16 protein-coding genes are annotated in these 15,502 nt (G+C 69.4%); 6 read left to right on the top strand and 10 right to left on the bottom strand.

Annotated features, from left to right (window positions below):
- Positions 1-38 precede the first annotated feature (38 nt).
- Positions 39-935 carry a DMT family transporter gene (locus tag ACZ5IK_RS24440; protein WP_465489783.1) on the bottom strand — a complete coding sequence of 299 codons (897 nt, stop codon included), beginning with the start codon at positions 933-935 and terminating at the stop codon, positions 39-41.
- On the opposite strand from ACZ5IK_RS24440, the gene ACZ5IK_RS24435 reads away from it, so the two are divergent.
- Positions 934-2,358, top strand: coding sequence for an aminotransferase-like domain-containing protein (locus tag ACZ5IK_RS24435; protein ID WP_465489782.1), 1,425 nt, complete (start codon positions 934-936; stop codon positions 2,356-2,358). The two genes, ACZ5IK_RS24440 and ACZ5IK_RS24435, sit on opposite strands and share 2 nt — an antisense overlap.
- 61 nt (positions 2,359-2,419) lie before the next feature.
- Positions 2,420-3,118 (top strand): Crp/Fnr family transcriptional regulator, encoded by a 699-nt coding sequence (locus ACZ5IK_RS24430; protein WP_465489781.1) that lies wholly within the window; start codon positions 2,420-2,422, stop codon positions 3,116-3,118.
- On the opposite strand, the gene ACZ5IK_RS24425 is transcribed toward ACZ5IK_RS24430, so the two are convergent.
- Positions 3,090-3,650: a hypothetical protein gene (locus ACZ5IK_RS24425; RefSeq protein WP_465489780.1), complete on the bottom strand. Its 561-nt coding sequence runs from the start codon at positions 3,648-3,650 to the stop codon at positions 3,090-3,092. The genes ACZ5IK_RS24430 and ACZ5IK_RS24425 overlap by 29 nt on opposite strands.
- Positions 3,651-3,698: 48 nt before the next feature.
- A complete protein-coding gene (locus ACZ5IK_RS24420; protein ID WP_465489779.1) occupies positions 3,699-4,292 on the bottom strand; it encodes a hypothetical protein in 594 nt (197 codons plus the stop codon).
- 177 nt (positions 4,293-4,469) lie between these two features.
- Between ACZ5IK_RS24420 and ACZ5IK_RS24415 the strand changes: the two genes are divergently transcribed.
- Complete coding sequence (locus ACZ5IK_RS24415) at positions 4,470-5,957, top strand: sialidase family protein (protein WP_465489778.1); 1,488 nt, start codon at positions 4,470-4,472, stop codon at positions 5,955-5,957.
- A gap of 47 nt (positions 5,958-6,004) precedes the next feature.
- Here the strand turns inward: ACZ5IK_RS24415 and ACZ5IK_RS24410 are convergent, their stop codons facing one another.
- From ACZ5IK_RS24410 to ACZ5IK_RS24395, 4 genes are all read right to left on the bottom strand, one after another.
- Complete coding sequence (locus ACZ5IK_RS24410; protein ID WP_465489777.1) at positions 6,005-6,475, bottom strand: hypothetical protein; 471 nt, start codon at positions 6,473-6,475, stop codon at positions 6,005-6,007.
- A complete protein-coding gene (locus tag ACZ5IK_RS24405; RefSeq protein WP_101606931.1) occupies positions 6,476-6,745 on the bottom strand; it encodes a DUF1905 domain-containing protein in 270 nt (89 codons plus the stop codon). It abuts the gene before it with no gap.
- A 39-nt stretch (positions 6,746-6,784) separates the two neighbouring features.
- Positions 6,785-7,291 carry a flavodoxin domain-containing protein gene (locus ACZ5IK_RS24400; protein WP_168214289.1) on the bottom strand — a complete coding sequence of 169 codons (507 nt, stop codon included), beginning with the start codon at positions 7,289-7,291 and terminating at the stop codon, positions 6,785-6,787.
- A gap of 88 nt (positions 7,292-7,379) precedes the next feature.
- Positions 7,380-8,588, bottom strand: coding sequence for a nitric oxide synthase oxygenase (locus ACZ5IK_RS24395; RefSeq protein ID WP_465489776.1), 1,209 nt, complete (start codon positions 8,586-8,588; stop codon positions 7,380-7,382).
- Between the two features lie 389 nt (positions 8,589-8,977).
- Here ACZ5IK_RS24395 and ACZ5IK_RS24390 point away from each other — a divergent pair, with 389 nt between their 5' ends.
- Both ACZ5IK_RS24390 and ACZ5IK_RS24385 read left to right on the top strand, forming a co-directional pair.
- Entirely contained in the window at positions 8,978-9,994 is a 1,017-nt protein-coding gene (locus ACZ5IK_RS24390) for a CobW family GTP-binding protein (protein ID WP_465489775.1), read from the top strand.
- 113 nt (positions 9,995-10,107) lie between these two features.
- Positions 10,108-10,374: a hypothetical protein gene (locus tag ACZ5IK_RS24385; protein ID WP_101613101.1), complete on the top strand. Its 267-nt coding sequence runs from the start codon at positions 10,108-10,110 to the stop codon at positions 10,372-10,374.
- A gap of 57 nt (positions 10,375-10,431) precedes the next feature.
- On the opposite strand, the gene ligD is transcribed toward ACZ5IK_RS24385, so the two are convergent.
- The 3 genes from ligD to ACZ5IK_RS24370 are packed head-to-tail and all read right to left on the bottom strand — an operon-like array spanning position 10,432 to position 13,706.
- The gene (gene ligD / locus ACZ5IK_RS24380; protein ID WP_465489774.1) at positions 10,432-11,439 is read right to left on the bottom strand and encodes a non-homologous end-joining DNA ligase; all 1,008 of its coding nucleotides are present in this window, start codon (positions 11,437-11,439) and stop codon (positions 10,432-10,434) included.
- Positions 11,436-12,515 (bottom strand): ATP-dependent DNA ligase, encoded by a 1,080-nt coding sequence (locus ACZ5IK_RS24375; protein ID WP_465489773.1) that lies wholly within the window; start codon positions 12,513-12,515, stop codon positions 11,436-11,438. Before ACZ5IK_RS24375 ends, ligD begins: the two co-directional genes overlap by 4 nt.
- A 39-nt stretch (positions 12,516-12,554) precedes the next feature.
- Positions 12,555-13,706: a DUF1015 family protein gene (locus tag ACZ5IK_RS24370; RefSeq protein ID WP_465489772.1), complete on the bottom strand. Its 1,152-nt coding sequence runs from the start codon at positions 13,704-13,706 to the stop codon at positions 12,555-12,557.
- A 111-nt stretch (positions 13,707-13,817) separates the two neighbouring features.
- On the opposite strand from ACZ5IK_RS24370, the gene ACZ5IK_RS24365 reads away from it, so the two are divergent.
- On the top strand, positions 13,818-15,338 hold the full coding sequence (locus ACZ5IK_RS24365) for an MDR family MFS transporter (protein WP_465489771.1): 1,521 nt from the start codon (positions 13,818-13,820) through the stop codon (positions 15,336-15,338).
- Positions 15,339-15,502: the final 164 nt, after the last annotated feature.

The raw sequence follows: 15,502 nt of genomic DNA, 5'->3' as shown, positions 1-15,502 counted from the left end.
ACACCGCGGTCTGGCGGAATCGCGACGTGGCCGTGGAGCTAACTCCGGGACCGCTGGGTCACCACGATGCAGGCGACCACGATCAACGCCGTCACCGGCGCGGCCGCGGGAAGGTGCTCACCGAGCAGCAGGACCGCCCAGATCAGCGTCAGCAGCGGCTGGGCCAGCTGCAACTGGCTCGCCCGCGTGACACCGATCTCGGCCATTCCGCGGTACCAGACGAAGAACCCGCCGAACTGCGAGATGAGCGCGACGTACAGCAAGCCGACGATCGCCTCGCCGCCGAGGTGCAGCGGTTCGGTCGCCGCGCCGAAGACGGTGAGCGCGGCGGTGACCGGCAGCGCGAGGACGAGCGCCCAGGCGATCACCTGCCAGCCCGGCATCTCCCTGGCCAGCCTGCCGCCTTCGGCGTATCCGAACGCGCACAGCAGAAGCGCGGCGAACAGGAACAGGTCCGCTGTGGACAGTCCGCCGCCGCTCTGGCTCACGGTGAACACGACCACCGCGAGCGCGCCCACCGCGGCGGCGAGCCAGAACCGGCGGGACGGCCGGTGCCCGGTCAGCCTCGACGAGACGACGGCGGTGGCCAGCGGCAGCATCCCGATCACCACCGCGGAATGCGCCGTCGACGAGGTCTGCAGGGCGAGCGTGGTCAGGGTGGGGAACCCGAGGACGCAGCCGATCGCGACCACGGCCAGGCCTCGCCACTGCTCGCGCTTCGGCAACGGGACCCGGAACGCGCGGAGGATGGCGGCGGCGACCAGCGCGGCCAGCACGCAGCGCGCGCCGGTGGCGGTCCACGGGCCGAAGCCCTTGAGCGCCCAGACGGTGGCGGGGAACGTGAAGGAGAAGGCGAAGACACCCAGCGCCGCCAGCACGGTCCCGGAGCGGACCGCTACTGTCCGGTCCGCGATAGCGCTATCATCCAGTCTCATGTCCGATGGTAGCAGTGTCACCAGCCTGGTCACCCAGCTGCGGTCCGAGCTTGAGCGCTATCCGATCGAAGGAAAGCTCCCGTCCAGCCGCGAACTCGTCCGGCAGCTGAAGGTGAGCCCGGTGACGGTGTCGCGCGCCATCGCCGCGCTGGCCGCGGAAGGCCTGGTGACCAGCCGTCCCGGCGCCGGCGTCTTCCGCGCCCCGCCGCCACGCGAGGTCGCGGTGACCGGCGACGTCTCGTGGCAGGAGGTGGCGCTGAGCTCACAGACCGGGATCCGCGCGATCGACGCGACCGGAGTGCTCGCCGCGCTGAGCGACCCGCCGTCGGGCGTCATCGATCTCAACGGCGGCTACACGCATCCGAGTCTCCATCCGGAACGCGAACTCGCGACGGCGTCGGCCCGCGCCGGACGCCGTCCTGGCGCGTGGACCCGGCCGCCGATCTGCGGCCTGCCCGAACTGCGGGCCTGGTTCGCCCGCGACATCGGCAGCCCGGTGAACGTCGAGAACGTGCTGGTCACCGCGGGTGGGCAGAGCGCACTGACCACGGCGTTGCGCGCGCTCGGCGCCCCCGGCGCGCCGATACTGGTGGAATCGCCGACGTACCCGGGGATGCTGGCCATCGCGAGGGCTTCGGGCCTGCGGCCGGTACCGGTGCCGATCGACCGCGACGGCGTCCGGCCCGAACTGCTCGCCGACGCCTTCCGCGACACCGGCGCCCGCCTGTTCGTCTGCCAGCCCGCCTTCCAGAACCCGACCGGCGCGGTGCTGTGCGCCGAACGCCGGGCCGAGGTCCTGCGGATCGCCCGTGACGCGGGCGCTTTCGTCATCGAGGACGACTTCGCGCGCCTGATGGCGCACCCCGGCAGCCCCGCTCCCCCGCCGCCGCTGGTGGCCGACGATCCCGACGGTGTCGTGGTGCACATCCGGTCGCTCACGAAACCGGCGTCACCGAGCCTGCGGATCAGCGCGCTGGCCGCCCGCGGCCCGGCACTGGAACGGCTGCGCGGACTCCACGCCGTCGAGAGCTTCTTCGTCCCGCGGCCGCTACAGGAAACCGCCCTCGAGCTGGTGAGTTCCCCCGCGTGGACACGCCATCTGCGGACCCTCGCCGTCGCGCTGCGCGAACGCCGTGACATCGCAGTCTCGGCACTTCGGGAGTTCCTGCCCTCCTGGCGCGCCGTCCCGGTCCCGACCGGTGGATATCACCTGTGGCAGCCTCTGCCCGGTTTCGCCGACGAAGTCGCTTTGACCAGCGCCGCTTTCCGCGCCGGAGTAGCGGTCACGCCCGGCAGGCTCTACTTCGCGGCCGAGGCGCCGGGGCCCTATCTGCGCCTGAGCTACGTCAGCACCGCGACCGGCGCGCAGGTACGGGACGGGATCCAACGCCTTTCCCAGGCATACCAAGAGATCGAGGGTTAGCCCTGCCCGAGCGGCAGGTGGCCCGTGCTCGTACCATCGCGCACGGAGGCGAAGAACAGGCATGACACAGCCGGCGGCGGAGCCGCACGATTCACCCGGCAGGCTCTGGGAACTGCTCGACGACGGCCAGCGCAAGGCGTTGCGCGCCGAGGCCGAGCTGCGTCGGTACCCCGCCGGGACGGTGATCATCCGCGAGGGCGACCGGTCGGACTGGGTGCTGATCCTGATGACCGGGCGGGTCAAGATCACGTCGGTGTCCACCGGCGGCTACGACGCCGTGCTCGCCGTCCGCGATCCGGGCGACATCATCGGCGAGATGGCGTCGATGGACGGCAGCCTGCGCTCGGCGACGGCGATCGCCGTCGAACCGGTCACCGGGCTGTGGCTGTCCTCGCGGGCGTTCAACTCCGTGCTCCGCGAACACGCCGGCATCTCCGTCGTCCTGCTCCGGATCATCACCTCCCGCCTGCGCTACGCCAACTCTCGCCGTACCGAATTCGGCGACAGCACCGCCGCCGAACGCATCGCCGCGATCCTGGTCGATCTCGCCGAGCGGTACGGCGTCCCCGTCCCCGACGGCACCCTGATCGCGCTGCGGATCAGCCAGCAGGATCTCGCGGGACTCGCGTCCGCGTCGCGGGAGGCCGTCGCGCGGACGCTGCGGACCCTGCGCACCGACGGACTGCTCAGCACCGGGCGCCAGCGGCTGGTCATCCGGAGCCTGAAGGACCTCAGGCAGCTCGCACCCGACGATCGCTGAGCCGCCACGGCAGGCCGAAATGCCGCTCCACCCGCGCTCCGGTGGCGGAGAACAGTTTCCGCACGCGCGGCTCGTTCTCCGGGTCGAAGTCCGGCGTGGTCCCGATCAGGTCGCCGAGCTCGCGGCTGAGCCTGGCCGCGGCGCTCCCCGGCACCAGCAGCACCCGCACCGGCGCGAGGCTGCGCACGGCCGGTGGCGGCGCGATGAGGTCGATCCGGGCCCGGATGAGGCCGGTGAGCCTCGCCAGCCAGAGGAAGGCGCCCGCCGCCGCCCAGACCACCAGCTCCGCGAGGATGACCGGGGACAGGATCAGCGCCAGCCCGGCCGCCTGCGCGACGGCGAATCCCAGCATCAGCCAGTTCTCGAAGCCAGGGCGTTTCCCTGCGGCGGGCCTGCCGCGGAGCCGGGTGAACGACACTTCCCGGTAGCTCTCGCTCTCGGTGACGATGGCGAGCGGGCGGATCCGGCGCAGCCAGGGCGCGAACCGGTGCACGATCAGCCACTCGCCGCCGTCGGTATCGGTCACCCGCATCGCATTCCCCCTCACCGGTGACCGGATCCTGACACAGATCGCACGCCGTCATGCGGCGATTCCCGCAGTCCGGCGGCGGAGCAGGGTGCGGTGCTTCTCCACTCGCACGTCGAAACGGTCGAGTACTTCACGCACCGCGGGGTCACCCGGATCGAACATGATCCGGTCGCGGAACAGGGCGCGCAGTTCGGTGGTCAACGGGTCGGCGAGATCGCGGTGGACCTTGAGGATCGCCAGCGAGACAAGGCCGGTCCGGTCTTTGTTCCAACCGGCGACGTCGACCCGCTCCGGCGCCTTCCGGAACCACCGGACGGCCTGTGCGACGGATCCCGCGATGCCTTGACCCAGCATCTCCAGCAGCCGAACCGGCACCAGCAACAGCCCGAAGAGCAGATAGAACGGGATCTCGACGAGCGCTTCCAGGAAGACCAGCACGCCGAGCAGTCCGACGGCCGCCTTGTTCACGGGCCTGTCCTCGGGGTCGTCGTTGGGCAGGTCCTTCAGATACAGCGTCCAGTCCGCGGTGATCTTGTAGTGCCGGTAGCCACCTTTGAGGAACGCGAACGGCTGAACCCACCGGCGCCACGGCGCGAAACGGCGAATGATCTCCCACTGACGCCCCTCGAGATCGATCACCTTCATGCGGCCCTCCCCTTCCGATGTCGCGCCGTGGCCGGCTGAAGGAACTTTGACAGGGAACGGCCTCTCGTTCTGCGTCACCTGACACAGAACGCGAAACCGGGTTGTACGCGCCTTGTACGACCGGGAAGGACTCTGATGTCCCGTCACCCGGAACACGATCCAGGACGGAGCATTCCCGTGAAGATCTCTCGCGTCGCACAGGGCCTTTTCGTGGCCCTCGTCGCCATCGCGGCGGTCGGCGCCTCCCCCGCCGCGCCGGCCGCGACCGCCGCCGTGGGAAACACAGTGGTGTACAAAGAGAAAACAGAAGGTTACGACTGTTTCAGAATCCCCGCCGTCGTCAAGGCGAACAACGGCGAACTGCTCGCGTTCGCCGAAGGGCGCAAGGGCGGCGCCAGCTTCTGCAACGACCGCGGCGACATCGATCTCGTCGTGAAACGCTCGGCCGACAACGGGAAGAGCTGGAGCGCCTCGAAGGTCGTCATCGAAGGTTTCGGTGACACCAAAGGAAACCCGACGCCGATCGTGATCCCCTCCACCGGGCGGATCGTGCTGCTCTCGGTGATGGAATGCGCCAAGAACCCCGACTGCAACCGGATTCCGCGCGTCTCGATCAGCGACGACCACGGCAAGACCTGGGCCGCGCCCAAGGTGCTCACCACGCAACTCGGGTTCGCCACCGCGCCGGAGTGGCTCGCGACCGGCCCGTCACACGGCATCGTGCTGACGCGCGGCGCGCACGCCGGCCGGATCGTCGCCGGGATGAGCTACACCACCGGCGGCAAGAACAGCGGTGCGCTCATCTACAGCGATGACCAGGGCGTCACCTGGAAGCGCGGCGCCACCGACAGCCCGGCGGCGACCTTGAACCCGCAGGAGATCAGCGTCACCGAACTGCTCGACGGCCGGGTCTACGCCGCGGCGCGCAACCAGGCCAACAACGGTGACAAGTGCTTGAGCGGTGGAGCGAAGAACCGCGCGTACGCCCTCAGTTCCGATGGCGGGGCGAGCTTCTCGACGAAGTTCACCTTCGAGGAGGACTTGATCACCCCGGTCGTGCAGGCCTCGACCGCGCGGATGACCGCGACCGACAAGGCGGGCAAGTACAACCGGATCCTGTTCGCCGCACCGTCGGTCTGCGACCGCCGCAAGGAACTCGTCGTGCGCTCGTCGTTCGACGAAGGCGCGAACTGGCAGGGCAACTCCGCCGGAACACTGGTGTGGAGCGGCGACGCCGCGTACTCCGACATGGTCCAGCTGTCGTCGGGTTCGGTCGGCGTGCTGTACGAAGCGGGCCCGGCGGGGAACGCCAACGAGACCATCCGCTTCTCGACCGTCACCGAGGCGACGCTCGGCGCCCCGGCGTGCGGCAGCGGATACGGCGTGATCGACTCGGCGCCGCTCGGGACGGCGGGCACGGTTTACCTGTCCTACAACGCTTCCAACGGACAGAACTGCGTCAGCACGATGAAGAGCGCGTCCGCGGGCACCGCGACCGCGACGTCGGCCTACCTCGAGGTCCAGGGGTCGGCCCGGCTCACCGACTCCGGGTCGTTCTCGTGGTTCGCCGGTCCGGTCCGGGCGGCCGCGGCGGACAAATGCGTGAAGTGGGGCGGTTCCGCGGGCGGGACGAAGTACGACAGCCCTTCGGAACACTGCGGCTGAACATGGGTCTCGTGAGTGGTAAGGACGGTTCTAACCGTCCTTACCACTCACGACTTCGGCGGGCGCAACCGTGGGGAAAGCTTGCTGAGCGCCAACTTCTCCAACTGTTCCGAAATGTCCACGAGCCCGGCGTCGAACCGGTCCAGGTCCACGCCCCGGCCGGACAGATCGTCGCGGACGTGCTTCTCGACCTTCGCCCAGTCGTTCCGGTACTGGGTGGCGAGTTCCTTCCACGGCACGCCTGCCAACTCGACGGCGAGGCCGCTGTCGTAGGTCAGCACGCCGCGTACCATCAAGTACGCGATACCCGGATATCCGAGGTATCCCTGCCAGTAGGACCCGTTGTCGTTGGCCGTGATCGAGCCCGCGGCCGGATCGTGGCGGACGTCGTACGTCTTCGCCTTGTCCGACGACGCGACACGCGCCGTGTCACCGTCGATCTCGACCCGCCCGTCGGCCACCGCGCCGAGCGCCTCGTAGATCTTGATGACCGGGGAAGGCTTCCAGTCCGCGGCCACTCAGCCCTCTAGCCGTTCGAGCAGGACGACGTCGACCGTGTCACCCTCTCCCTTGCCGATCGCCTTGCGCACGTCGGCCTTCACCGGGAGTTTGTGGGTGCCGTCGCCGAGTGCCATGAACGAACTCCGGAACGGATGTCCGTCGATGGTGCCGCGCACCTTCACCAGCCCTTTGGTGCCGAAGTACTCGGCGGAGCCGGGCATGATCACGTACGTCCAGCCGCCCTTTTCCGGGCTCTTGAGCAGCTTCGCGGTGAACTTTTTGTCCATGGAAACACCCTACAACAGGACACTTATCAAACTGTGCTGTCAAAGGGTGACGCGAATACGCACGCGCCGGCCGACATCGCGTGCCCAGGCCCGGATCGACGGCCAGTCGCGGAAGTCTCCGGCCCACGGGCCCATCGCCATGATCTTCCAGAACAGGCCGCTTGCGGTGGCCGGCGTGAGCTTGCCGCCGAAGGTGGCCGTGCGCTCGGCGTCGATCCGCGCGGCCAGCAGGGCGACCCCCGCGGGCAGGCTGACCCGTTTGCCCGCGGCGAGCGGGCCGCAGGGCCCGCTGTGGAACAGCCAGACCGGGCGGTTCCGGAGCGCTTCCTCGTGCTCGGTGAGCAGGCGCACCGCCTCCGGCCGCCATCGCCGGTGGTGCAGCGCGCTCCCCAGGATCACCGCGCCGTACGGTTCGACGTCCTCGACCTCGGCGGCGTCCAGCAGATCGGCCGTCAGACCGCTTTCGCGCAGCTCGGCGACGATCACCTCGGCGATCTCCCTTGTCCCGCCGGACCGGCCGGCATGGGCGACGAGCACTGCGGTCATGCCTCCATTGTCCGCGCGGCCGCAACCCGTGACACCGCCCGGCTCATCGACACGCCGCATTCGGCTCACCTCTTCACCCGACGGGGCGTTACCCGGGAGGCAGGAAGGCCGGCCTCGCGGCCGGGTCGGGTTCGTCGTAGTAGCGGTGGAACACCGCGGTCTGCCCGCCGGACAGCGGCGGGACGATCCAGCTCCACTCCGCCTGACAACGGCGGCCCGCACGCTCTTCCTTGGCGATATGCGTGAGGAACCGCCGCGATTCGGAGTGATGGTCGGCGACGGTCACGCCCGCCGCGTCGAAGGAGTGCTGGACGGCCAGCGTCAGTTCGACCAGCGTGCGGTCACGCCACAGGGTGCGCTCCGACGCCGTCGACAGGCCCATCAGATCCGCGATCACCGGCAGCAGGTCGTAGCGGTCGGTGTCGGCCAGGTTGCGCGCGCCGACCTCGGTGGCGAGGTACCAGCCGTTGAACGGCGCCGCGGGGTAGGTGATCCCGCCGATGACCAGCCGCATGTTGCTGATCGCCGGTACCGCGTGCCAGCGCAGCCCGAGCCCGGCGAACCAGCGGTGGTCGGGATGCGACAGCGGGACCTCCAGCACGGCGTCCGACGGCAGCCGGAACAGGCGCCGCTCCCCCGGCTCGGACTCGATGAGCAGCGGGAGGACGTCGAACGAGCCTTTGCGCTCGGGCGGACGCCACCCGTGCTCCCGGACGGTCTCGGTGAAGTCGGCGTGGCGCGGATCGCCCAGCACCGAGCCGTCGCTGAGCCGATAGCCCGCGTAACGGATGAGCTGGTCGTTGTGGATCTTCGGACCGGGGCCGGCGGGGCCGTCCGGCGCGAACACGGTGATGGTCGACCGGACCCGGCCGCCCCGGGTCGCCTCGCGCAAATGGGTGACGCATTCGTCGGCGATGGCGGCTGCGCCCACGACGTCACGGCGGTCCCGCACCTTCAGCCCTTGCCAGTACAGCCTGCCGATACAGCGAGCGGAATTCCGCCATGCCACCCGGGCGCCGAACTCCAGTTCGTCGGTGGTGTGCCGGTACGTGCCGGTCTCGTCGAGCTCGGCGCGGACCCTGTCCAGCCGTTCGCGCAGCCGCGTCTCCCCGGCCTCCGTCTCGGCGTGGAAGAGCCGGAGGAACTCCTCCGCCTCGGCCAGGTCCACGCTCCGTCCCCGCGGCCTCACCTCCGGAGGCAAGCGGGGGATATCCGTCACCCGCATGGAGGCCGTCGATACTTCGACCTCCCACTCTCCGAATTCGACGCCGGCACCGGTGGCGGGAACGATCACCATTTCCTCCTGCACTCGGAAATGCCCGGAGGATCACGTCTGAGCGGCGAGACGGCCGGGTCCGGACCAGACGAAAGACGATACCCCACACAAAGACGAGTCCGATCCACCAAATGGCAGAGACTCCACCCGGGACGACATTTACGCAGGTAGAAAGCTTGATGACGACAACATTTGGAATTGAGTGCGACTTCGCGGGATATTCACGAAATGGGATCGGCGAGAAATGATCACACGCCACAAGATCACCTTATGATCGTTCTATCAGAAGATATTCTTCACTCTTTCGAGCGTATTCTTTCACGGAACCTTCTCCTCTTTCCCAGTCCCGGTGTATTGACCCGTGCCCGCCGTCGCTAGAGTGCGGTGATCTCCGGCGGAAAGGAAGGCTCGTGGTGGACAGGCGGATTCCGGTCATCCTGGTCGCGGGCTTCCTCGGCTCCGGGAAGACCACCCTGCTCAACCACCTGCTGGCGAACCGCCAGGGCGCGCGGATCGGTGTCGTGGTCAACGACTTCGGCAGTATCGCGGTCGACGCGATGGCCGTCTCCGGCCAGGTCGACACCATGATGTCGTTCGGAAACGGCTGCCTGTGCTGCGCCGTCGACGCGAGCGGTCTCGACGCCATGCTCGCCAAGCTGTCCGAGGCCGAGGCGGGCATCGACGTCATCGTGATCGAAGCCAGCGGCCTCGCCGAACCGCGTGACCTCATCCGCCTGATGATCGCCAGCGAGAACCCCGCCATCGCCTACGGCGGGCTGGTCGAACTCGTCGACGCGGCCGAGTTCGAGGCGACCAGGAAGCGGCACCCGGAACTGGACGAGCACCTCGGGTTCGCCGACCTCGTCGTGCTCAACAAGACTGACCGCGCCGACGAGGACGCCCTGGTCAAGCTGCGCGGCACGATCGACGAGATCGCGCCCGGCACCCCGGTGATCGCGACCGCCCACGGCCGGATCGATCCCACGCTGTTCTTCGACGCCCGGCCGCGCGACCGGGCCGGGCAGATGTCGTTCGACGACCTTCGCGAGGAGGAGCACGACCACGAGCACCACTTCCACACCGCGTACGACAGCGTCGCCTTCACCGCCGAGCGCCCGCTGGACCCGCGACGGCTGATGGACTTCCTCGAACGGCGCCCCGGCGGCCTCTACCGGATCAAGGGTTTCCTCGACTTCGGCCCGAACGGCCCGCGGTCCCGGTTCGGGCTGCACACGGTGGGCTCGTTCATCCAGATGGAGCGATCGGCGTGGCCGTCCGGCGGTCCGCGGCGGAGCGAACTGGTGCTGATCGGCTCCGGAATCGACACCGAGGCCGTCACCGCGCGTCTCGAGGAATGCGTCTCGGACGATCCTGGCGTCGTGGACGAGCGGGGCATGCTGCGCGTCCTGCGGTTCATTCAGGATTGACAAGACTGACACGCCGGAAAGCCGCGAAATACCGGGAATCGCGGCGCGTCTGCTTGACACTGTTTTCCGGAAGGAATCTCGAGCTGGACCACCTGTATCGGGAGGACAGTTCCATGACGAACACCGCCGGACGCTGGTACCTGGTCGGCGCGCTGCCGGAGGATTCTCCCGCCGCGCACCTGATGACCCGCTCCGAAGACCTTCGCTACCGGCGTTCCGCCTGCGGGGACAAGGAATCCCGGATGTGGACGCCGGTGGACCTCACCACCACCGACGTCGCGCCGTGCCCGCGATGCGCCGCGACACTGCCGGGCCACCGCTCCACCCGCAAGGCCGAACCCGCCGCGAACACCCAACTCGCCTTCGACCTGCCACTCTGACCGCGTTTCGTCCTCTAGTTGCGGTACTTGCGCCGCGCAACTACCGCAACTAGAGGACTAATTGCTCTCTTTCTTGGCCCTGCTGGGCGCGACCCGAGGCGGCTCGTTCGGCATCTTCGGGTAGACCGGCGGCCAAGGCGCGTCCATGAGCCCGTTCTCCATGTCCTTTTCGGACATTTCCAGCAGCGGCGCGATCGACTGCGGTTTTGTTTCCGCCCAAGGGTCCCCGCGTTCGGCGAACCGAGCGGGCACGGTGGACAGCGTGAGCTTGTCCGGCTCGACGGTCTCCAGTTCGTCCCAGCCGATCGGTGTCGAAACCTGCCCGCCGACCCGCGGCCGCACGCACCACGCGCCGAACACCGTCTTGTGCGGCGCGTTCTGGTTGAAGTCGACGAACACCCGGGAGCCGCGTTCTTCCTTCCACCACTGCGCGGTCATCTCCTCCGGATGGCGGCGTTCCAGTTCGCGAGCGAGCGCGACGGCGGCCGCGCGGACCTGGTACGCGTCCCACTTCGGCTCCAGCGGCACGTACAAGTGCAGTCCGCGCGAGCCGGACGTCTTCAGCTGCGCGGTGATGCCGAGCTCTTCGAGCAACGCCTTCGTCAGGACCGCGCCGTGCCGTAGCTCCGGGAAACCGATCCCGGGCGACGGGTCGAGGTCGACGCGCAGCTGGTCGCTGATGTCCGGCGCGTCGGCCCGGTTGGGCCAGACGTGGAACCCGAGGCAGCCCTGGTTCACCGCCCAGATGACGTGCGCGAGGTCTTTCGCCACGAGCGCGTCCGACGTGGTGCCGTTCGGAGTGGACACCACCGTCGTGGTCAGCCAGTCCGGCGCGTTCTTCGGGACCCGCTTCTGGAACCACGACTTCCCGCCCGCGCCGTCGGGATAGCGCTCCAGCAGCAAGGGCCGTCCGCCGAGCTGCGCCAGCAGCGGCACCGAAACCGCGCGGTAGTACTCGACGAGGTCCGATTTGGTCTCGCCGTTCTCCGGGAAGTAGACCTTGCCGGGATTGGAGACCGTGAACTCGACGCCGTCGAGGTCCAGCGTGACCGGTTCCGACTTCATGTTTCCCCCAGCTCGGTGAACAACGTGGCCAGCTCGGCGGGCGGGACCTCTTCGAGTTGCGCGTACGTGCAGGACGCCGGCTCGCGGTCGGGACGGAAGCGCACGAGCCTGCCGCCGTGGCGGAACCGCGTGGCCTCGACGTGCTCGTAGCGGACCTCGGCGACCCATTCGATCCGGACCGGCTCCCAGCTCAAGTCCTTCCCCGGCGCCCACCGGCTGCCGGCGCCGGGCATCCGCCCGCCGGCCTCCTCGTGGGCCTCGGCCCAGTCGCGCCAGGGGTGGCTCTCCAGCGCGCCTTCCCGCAACGGCGCGAGTTCGTCCACCAGCTCACGACGCCTCGCGGCGGTGAAACTGCTGGCCACCCCAACGTGCTGCAGGACGCCTTCGTCGTTGTAGAGCCCGAGCAGCAGCGAACCGACGCCGACCCCGTCCTTGTGCCACCGGAACCCGGCGACGACGCAGTCCGCGGTGCGCTGATGCTTGACCTTCCACATCACCCGCTTGTCCTGTTCGTACGGTGCGTCGGCGGGTTTGGCCATCACCCCGTCGAAACCCGCGCCTTCGAAGCGGGTGAACCAGTCCTGGGCGACGTCGGGATCCTCGGACAGCGGGGTGAGGTGCACCCGGGCGAACTTCGTGTCGACGACGCTTTCGAGCAGCTTCCGCCGCTCCGCGAACGGCTCCGGCGTCAGATCCCGGTCTTCGAGGGCGAGCAGGTCGAACACCACGAAACTCGCCGGCGTCTCGGCGGCCAGTTTGTTCACCCGGGACGCCGCCGGGTGCAGGCGCAGCTGGAGCGCCTCGAAATCGAGCCCGCCCTCGGTGACCAGCACGATCTCGCCGTCGACGACGCAGCGCTCGGGCAGCGCCTCCTTGAGCAGGCCGACCAGCTCGGGGAAGTACCTCGTCAGTGGCCTGTCGTTGCGCGAGCCCAGGACGACCTCGTCACCGTCGCGGAAGACCACGCAGCGGAAGCCGTCCCACTTCGGCTCGTACAGCAGCCCCGGAGTGCGCGGCAGTTCGTGCACGGCCTTGGCCAACATCGGCTTCACGGGCGGCATCACGGGCAGTTCCACGAGGTGATCCTAGGCCGGGCCACCGACAAAAGCGCGACGTCAGAGCTCCGCCAGCAACAATCCGCTGCGCGGTTTCGGCGTGAAATAGGTGGCCTTCCTCGGCATCCGCGATCCGGCCGCGTGCACGGCGAGCACCTCCGCGTACGGGACCGGGGCCAGCAGCAACACCGCGTCCGCGTCTTCGGGCACCGGGGCGCCCGGCAGCAGTGGCCGCACGTTCGGCCCTTCCGGATCGACGCCGAGCGCCCCGCGGAGCAGCTCCTGCTCGACCAAGGCGTGGTCGAGGCCCGCCTTGCCGAGCACGACCCGGAACGCCGACGCTCCCGCCAGCACGGTCACCTCACCGGCTTCGGCGGGCGGCTCCGGACTGCCGGGATGCACGTCGAACCCCGCCTCGGCCCATCGCCGAACCAGCGTGCCCGCGTCGAGGCCGGTGCCGGTGAGCACCCGGTGGATGGGCCCGATCCGCAGTCCCGGTCCCCCGGTGACCAGCGCCAGCAGCGCGCCGCGCCCCGACTCCGCGGCGGCCGCGACGCGGTGGTTGCCGTCCGCGACCAGGAGATCCATCTCGTCCAGGGCCGCCAGCAGCTCGGACTGGCCGTCGCCGGGACCGATGAGCCACAGCTGGTGTTTGCGGCCCGCGCCATCCACTGTGGACAGTGTGGGCACCTGCCCCCGGCAGGCCCGTTCGATCAGCGCGGTCAGCTCGCGGCCACCGGTCGCGGGGACCAGCATGGCGGCGCTCGTGGCGACCCCGAGTCCGGCGAGCATCGCGGCACGCTCCGCGACGACGTCCGGATAGACGTCCTCGGTGTGCCGGACCCGTGTCACCCCGTCGTCCCGGACCGCCGCGGGGTCGACCAGGCACAGCACGCCCAGCGCGACCCCGTCCGGCCCGTCGATGCGGTACGGCGCGACGACGGCGTCGACCGGCCGGTAGTGCCGCTCCCGGATCCGCTCGAACGTCGCTCTGGCCTGCGGAAGCGCCGCCTCGATCGAGAAGCCGCCCGCCAGCGCGGCCGGGGTCCTGGCCGGATGCTGGACCGCCAGCAGGGTGTCGCCTCGCGCCTCCGCGAGGGCGGCGACGACCCGGTTCGGGTCGGCGAACTCGTCGACGTCGGGCCCCGGGACGGTGTCGCGGACAACCCAGCCATGGTCGATCGGGCGGATCCAGGTGCTCATCCGACCCATTTTGCGGGATACCTCACGGAGAAAATCGGTCCCATGACCGGGTGTCTCCGTGGAATGCTTACCCATGCGAAGCAGTTGACGCCCTTCATGAGCCCGAGGAGACCGCCACAGATGACCACCCCGGCCCCGGTCACCGCGAAGGAAGGGGTCGGTTTCCGCTCCGCACGCGGCCCCGTCCTGATCGCCGTGATGCTGTGTTCCGGCCTGATCGCCCTGGACTCGACCATCATCGCGACGGCGGTTCCGTCGGTGGTCGCGGACTTGGGCGGGTTCTCGCAGTTCCCGTGGCTGTTCTCGATCTACCTGCTGACCCAGGCGGTCACCGTGCCGCTGTACGGCAAGTTCGCCGACGTGCTCGGCAGGCGGCCGGTGATGTTCTTCGGGATCGCGGCGTTCCTGCTGGGCTCGGTGCTCTGCGGCGCGGCCTGGAGCATGCCGGTGCTGATCGCCGCCCGCGCGGTGCAGGGCATCGGCGCCGGTGCCATCCAGCCGATCGCGCTGACCATGGTCGGCGACATGTACACCGTGGAGGAACGCGCCAGGGTGCAGGGCTATCTCGCCAGCGTATGGGCCATCTCGTCGGTGATCGGCCCGACACTGGGCGGCGTGTTCGCCGAGTACCTCGACTGGCGCTGGATCTTCTTCATCAACCTGCCACTCGGCGCGCTGGCGGCGTGGATGCTGCACCGGAACTTCCGCGAGCGCGTCGAACGCCGCTCGCACCGCATCGACTACCTCGGCGCCACGCTGCTCACCCTCGGCTGCTCGCTGCTGATCCTCGGCCTGCTGGAGGGCGGGGTCGCCTGGGGCTGGGCGTCCGCGCCGAGCCTGGCGATCTTCGCCGCCTCTGTGGTGCTGCTGGTGTCGTTCGTGTTCGTGGAACGCAAGGCCGAAGAACCGGTCCTGCCGCTGTGGATCTTCACCAAACGGACGCTGATCGGCGGGAACCTGGTCGCCGTCGTCGTCGGCATGCTGCTGATGGGCCTCACCTCGTACCTGCCGACCTTCTCGCAGGGTGTGCTCGGCACCGGCGCGCTCGTCGCCGGATTCGCGCTGGCGGCGCTGACCGTCGGCTGGCCGATCTCGGCGTCGCTGGCGGGCCGGGTCTACATGCGGATCGGGTTCCGGGACACCGCGCTGATCGGCAGCGGGATCGTCATCGCGGGCGCGGCGCTCACGGTGTTCCTGGCGGCGGGTTCGTCGATCTGGCTGGCGGCCGCGGCCGCGTTCGTCCTCGGGATCGGGCTGGGCCTGGCGTCGAGCCCGACGCTGATCGCCGTGCAGTCCACCATCGGCTGGGAACGCCGCGGCGTCGTCACCGCGACCAACATGTTCAGCCGCTCGCTGGGCAGCGCGGTCGGCGTGGCGATGTTCGGCGCGATCGCGAACGCCACCCTCGCGAACCGCTTCGCGAACCCGCCCGCCGGGGTCGTCGGCCTGCCGTCGGGCGTCGACGCGACCAGCGTCGTCCTGGAGGGCCACGGCCCCGACACCCCGACGACGGCGTTCGTGCGCGGCGCCCTCGCGGACGCCACGCACCACGTCTTCCTGGCGATGCTGGTGGTCGCCGTGCTCAGCGTCGGCGCGCTGCTGCTGATGCCGCGGCGGACCGAAGAGCTGAAGTTCGACTAGGTCGCGGATGGGGTGACGGTGGCGCGTCGGTCGAGTTGGTCGTGAGTGGGGTTTTTGGGTGGGAACCCAAAAAACACCCCCAAGGAACCGGTCCAGGTGTTTGTCACCGAGGTTCCCAAAGTCCCCCTCCAGGAACCCCAAACCCTACAAAGGGGGCTCAAGGC

Source organism: Amycolatopsis sp. NPDC031561 (assembly GCF_055580625.1).
This window is presented reverse-complemented; position numbering and strand designations above follow the sequence as displayed.